This window comes from Phenylobacterium sp., assembly GCF_044372605.1.
Taxonomy (GTDB): Bacteria; Pseudomonadota; Alphaproteobacteria; order Caulobacterales; family Caulobacteraceae; genus Phenylobacterium.
On sequence record NZ_JBILRO010000268.1, the window covers coordinates 1 to 4,356 of the forward strand.

The 4,356-nt window shown below is 64.9% G+C and carries 5 protein-coding genes and 2 pseudogenes; 5 read left to right on the plus strand and 2 right to left on the minus strand.

Annotation, left to right across the window (positions count from 1 at the left end):
* From ACIQ42_RS16410 to ACIQ42_RS16425, 4 genes and pseudogenes are all read left to right on the plus strand, one after another.
* Positions 1–242: pseudogene (locus ACIQ42_RS16410) on the plus strand (penicillin-binding protein 2); the annotation flags it as partial.
* Positions 239–1,393, plus strand: coding sequence for a rod shape-determining protein RodA (gene rodA, locus ACIQ42_RS16415; RefSeq protein WP_397423321.1), 1,155 nt, complete (start codon positions 239–241; stop codon positions 1,391–1,393). The pseudogene ACIQ42_RS16410 and the gene rodA, both read left to right, overlap by 4 nt.
* 49 nt (positions 1,394–1,442) lie before the next feature.
* Positions 1,443–1,673, plus strand: a complete 231-nt coding sequence (locus ACIQ42_RS16420; RefSeq protein ID WP_397423322.1) for a CopG family transcriptional regulator — start codon at positions 1,443–1,445, stop codon at positions 1,671–1,673.
* Positions 1,670–2,101 (plus strand): TA system VapC family ribonuclease toxin, encoded by a 432-nt coding sequence (locus ACIQ42_RS16425; RefSeq protein ID WP_397423323.1) that lies wholly within the window; start codon positions 1,670–1,672, stop codon positions 2,099–2,101. Before ACIQ42_RS16420 ends, ACIQ42_RS16425 begins: the two co-directional genes overlap by 4 nt.
* A 1-nt stretch (position 2,102) precedes the next feature.
* Here the strand turns inward: ACIQ42_RS16425 and pip are convergent, their stop codons facing one another.
* Both pip and ACIQ42_RS16435 read right to left on the minus strand, forming a co-directional pair.
* The gene (gene pip, locus ACIQ42_RS16430) at positions 2,103–3,095 is read right to left on the minus strand and encodes a prolyl aminopeptidase (protein ID WP_397423324.1); all 993 of its coding nucleotides are present in this window, start codon (positions 3,093–3,095) and stop codon (positions 2,103–2,105) included.
* 9 nt (positions 3,096–3,104) lie between these two features.
* Complete coding sequence (locus ACIQ42_RS16435; RefSeq protein WP_397423325.1) at positions 3,105–4,088, minus strand: alpha/beta fold hydrolase; 984 nt, start codon at positions 4,086–4,088, stop codon at positions 3,105–3,107.
* A 62-nt stretch (positions 4,089–4,150) separates the two neighbouring features.
* On the opposite strand from ACIQ42_RS16435, the pseudogene ACIQ42_RS16440 reads away from it, so the two are divergent.
* A pseudogene (locus ACIQ42_RS16440) lies at positions 4,151–4,356 on the plus strand (Bcr/CflA family drug resistance efflux transporter); the annotation flags it as partial.

Below are 4,356 nucleotides of genomic sequence, written 5' to 3' on the forward strand. Positions count from 1 at the left end.
CCATTGACGCCCCTCGTTACGCCATAGCCGTGGTGGTGCAGCACGGTATGGGCGGGTCGACCGCCGCAGCGCCGCGTGCGAGGGAGATCATGCGCACCACGCTGTTGAAGGATCCGGAGATCCGCGCGCGGATCGAAAAGCCGTTGCCGATGCCCGAAATGGCGCCCGACCCGGAACTGGACACCGTGCCCCAGTCCACCACCATCGAACGGACGGCCGCCATCCCTGGAGGTCCGGCATGACCGTGTCCGCCCTGACCCGCCCCGGTGAACGCGATCGGCTGACCGTCAAGCTGACCGAAATCGACTGGCTGTTTGTCCTCGTGTTGTGCCTGATCGCCGGGGCCGGATCGCTGATGTTGTTCTCCATCGCCGGATCTTCCTGGACACCCTGGGCGGCGGCGCATGCCAGTCGGTTCGGGATCTGCATTGTGATCCTGATCGCTCTGGCGATGGTGGATCTGCGGATGTGGTTCACGCTGGCCTATCCGATCTATGGCCTGGGCGTGCTGTTGCTGATCGCGGTGGAGCTGGTCGGTGACATCAGGCTGGGCGCCCAGCGCTGGTTGTCCATTGGCAGTTTCAGCTTCCAGCCCTCAGAGGTGATCAAGATCGGCATCGTGCTGGCGCTGGCGCGGCTCTATCACGGCGTGTCGGCGGAGCGCGCCCGGTTGTCATGGTGGTTGTTCATTCCGGCGTTGATGATCGCCGTCCCGGTGCTGCTGGTGGCGCACCAGCCGGATCTGGGCACCGCCTTGCTGATCGCCATGACCGGCGGCGCCATCGTGGTGCTGGCCGGCCTCTCCTGGAAGATCATCGCCACCGCCGTGGCCGGGGTGCTGGCCGTGATCCCGCCCTACGTCATCTTCGGCATGCACGACTATCAACGCCAGCGGGTGCTGACCTTTCTCGACCCCGAGAGCGATCCCTCGGGCTCGGGCTATCACATTCTGCAGTCGATGATTGCGCTAGGCTCCGGCGGCCTGCTGGGCAAGGGCTATGGGCTGGGCTCCCAGAGTCAGCTCAATTTCCTACCCGAGAAACAGACCGACTTCATCTTTGCCGCGCTCGCCGAGGAGTTCGGTTTTGTCGGCTGCGCCTCACTTCTGATCCTCTATGGCGCGGCGATCTTCATGGCGCTCCGGACCTCCTATCTCAGCCACAGCCACTTCGGACGGCTGGCCGCGGCGGGCGTCACCGCCACCTTCACCCTCTATGTGATGATCAACGGCCTGATGGTGATGGGACTGGCGCCGGTGGTGGGCGTGCCGATGCCGATGCTCAGCTATGGCGGCACCGTGATGCTGACGGTGATGATCGGGTTTGGCCTGGTCCAGTCTGTCCGGGTGCACCGGTATTCTGAAGTGACCAGCGGCAAGGGATCATTTGTCTGAATTCATTCTGCCCGCATCTGATGTATGATGCGTGATGCAGGAGGGTCCAATGCGTACGACACTTGCGATCGACGACGACGTTCTGCTCGCGGCCAAACATATAGCCCAGGTTCAGGGGCGGCCTGTCGGACAGGTCATCTCGGACCTCATCCGCGAGGCGCTTGCGCCTGCGACGCCAGCCGAGCCGACCTATCTGAATGGCATCTTGCAGCTACCGGTCAGACCTGGCGCAATCGTCACGCCCGAACTGATCAAGCAGCTTGATGACGAGACGCTGTGACGTTTTTGCTCGACGTCAACATCCTCATTGCTCTCATCGATCGGTCCCATGTCGACAGCTCTCGGGCCCACGCCTGGTTTGCACGCGAGGGACGCCATTCGTTCGCAACCTGCCCTCTGACCGAAAACGGCGTCCTGCGTATTGTTGGGGGACCGCGCTACCCGACACCACATGGTTCAGCCTCAGCTGTACTGCCAGCGCTTGAGGCCCTATGCGCCCTGCCGGGTCATGTGTTCTGGCCGGACGCCATAAGTCTGCGAGATCAGCAGCATCTGGTTCGCCGCCGTCTTCTCAGTTCCGGCGACGTGACGGATATCTATCTTCTGGCGTTGGCCGTCGCCAACGTCGGTCGCCTGGCGACCTTTGATCGAAAAATCCCGACTGAGGCTGTCCCCGACGGGGCCGCAGCCCTCTGCTTGCTGACGTAACTCAAACCCTGAGCGCCGCCTCCGTCGCACGGACCAGACCGTCGACGATTCCCGGCTCGGTCGAGGCGTGGCCAGCGTCCCAGACCACTTCGAAACGCGCCTTCGGCCATGCCGTCTTGAGGCGCCAGGCGCTGTCCATCGGGGTCACCACATCGAAGCGGCCCTGGACAATCCAGCCCGGAATCCCGGCCAGCTTGCTCACGTTTTCCAGAATCCAGTTCTCGCTGTCGAAGAACCCGCCGTTGGCGAAGAAGTGGCATTCGATCCGCGCGAAGGCGATGGCGAAGTCGACCTCGTTGAACTTGGACGGCCGGGCTTCGGGGCCGCGGATGGAGATGGTGTCGCCCTCCCACTGGCTCCAGGCGGTAGCGGCCTCGGCCTGAATGCGCCGGTCCGTATGGGTCAGCCGTTTGTGGTAGGCGCTGATCATGTCGCCCCGCTCTTCCAGCGGGATCGGCGCGCAGAACCGCGCCCAGGCGTCGGGGAACAGCATCGATGCGCCGTCCTGATAGAACCAGCGCAGCTCGCGCGGGGTGAGCAGGAAGATGCCCCTGAGTACCAGGCTCTCCACCCGTTCCGGGTGGGTGATGGCGTAGGCCAGCGCCAGGGTGGAACCCCAGGACCCGCCGAAGACGCACCATTTCTCTACGCCCAGATGCTCGCGCAGCCGCTCGATGTCGGCGATCAGCGACCAGGTGGTGTTGTCGTCCAGGCTGGCGTTGGGCCGGCTCTTGCCGCAGCCGCGCTGATCGAACAGGGCCATCCGCCACTTCGACGGATCAAAGAAACGCCGCATGGTGGGGTTGATCGCGCCGCCCGGGCCGCCGTGCAGGATCACGCAGGGTTTGCCGTCCTGTACGCCGCACTGCTCGTAGTAGATCTCGTGCGGCCCGTCGGTGGCCAGCCAGCCTGAATCGAAAGGCTCGTTGTCGGCGAAGAGACCCCGGCGATTCGAGGTGGACGAGAAGGCCTGCGCCGGGGTGTTGCGTTCCATATGCGTCTTTTACGTCGGGAAACGCCTGTCGAGCCAGCCCAGGATCAGGGCGTTCACCTCTTCCGGCTTTTCCTGCTGCGTCCAGTGGCCCGATCCGGCCACCATCACCGTCTCCAGATCGCCGATGAAGCCCGCCATGTGCTCAGCGGCCGACGGGGGCAGCACGGCGTCCAGCTCGGCGGTGATCATCAGGCAGGGCAGACCGTCGATCCGGGTGGGCAGGGTCTCCGAGCGCTCCCAGTTGCGGGTGAAGTTACGGTACCAGCTGACCGGGCCGAAGAAGCTGCCGGCCCGGAACGCCTCGGCGAACACGGCCAGTTCGTCGGGCGTCAGCAGGGGTTCGCCGCCGGTCACGCCGTCCCAGTTGCGCAACAGGTCCTTGAACGCAAACGTCGATCCCGAGGCGTCGGGCTGGACTGTAACCGGCTGCGCGGCGGGTTTGCGCATGAAGAAGGCCATGGTTCTGGTGGTGTCGGCGCCCAGCACTGCCTCCGGCTCATCCGGATTCTGGAACCAGACGATGTACATGTCCGGTCCGAAGCGCGCCCTCATGATCGCGATCGGGTCGGCCGGCGCGCGCGGCATGAAGGGGGTGTTGAGGCCGATGACGCCCGCCACGCGATCGGGATGGATCAGCGGCATCTGCCAGACCACGATGCCGCCCCAGTCGTGGCCGCAGAAGATCGCCTTCTCCACGCCCAGATGATCCAGCAGGCCGGCCATGTCGGCGGTCAGCTGATCGATATCGTAGGCGTCCACGGCGTCGGGCTTCGACGACAGTCCGTAGCCGCGTTGGTCCGGGGCGATAGCCCAGCGTCCCGCCGCCTCGCAGGCCTGGAGCTGGTGGCGCCACGAGAACGCCAGCTCCGGGAAACCGTGGCAGAAGATGATCGGCACGCCTTGCCCGCGCGGCCCCACCTCATAGTAAGCCAGCTCCACGCCATTGACGGAGGCCGTCTGCACCGGCGGCATCATGGTTTCGAGCGCTGACATGGGGGGCTCCGTGCGGTTTGGGGTATCGCCGACCCCTATGTGTCCAGTAGGGCATGGGCGCCGTGACGTCCGCCAACCCTTCATCCGCTTCGCCGCCGACGCCCTGGGGGTTGGTGATCCTTCTGGGATCGCTCACCGCCATGGGGCCGCTGGCGATCGATATGTACCTCAGTACCCTGCCGGCCATCGGGCAGTCGCTGGATGCCACCCCGGCGGCGACCCAGGCCACAGTCGCGGCTTTCCTTGCCGGAATGGCCATTGGCCAACT

Bases quoted from the DNA above. Each gene is read 5' to 3' on its own strand.
- pip (WP_397423324.1), bottom strand. From the start codon at position 3,095: ATGGAACGCAACACCCCGGCGCAGGCCTTCTCGTCCACCTCGAATCGC.
- ACIQ42_RS16420 (WP_397423322.1), top strand. From the start codon at position 1,443: ATGCGTACGACACTTGCGATCGACGACGACGTTCTGCTCGCGGCCAAA.
- ACIQ42_RS16435 (WP_397423325.1), bottom strand. From the start codon at position 4,088: ATGTCAGCGCTCGAAACCATGATGCCGCCGGTGCAGACGGCCTCCGTC.
- rodA (WP_397423321.1), top strand. From the start codon at position 239: ATGACCGTGTCCGCCCTGACCCGCCCCGGTGAACGCGATCGGCTGACC.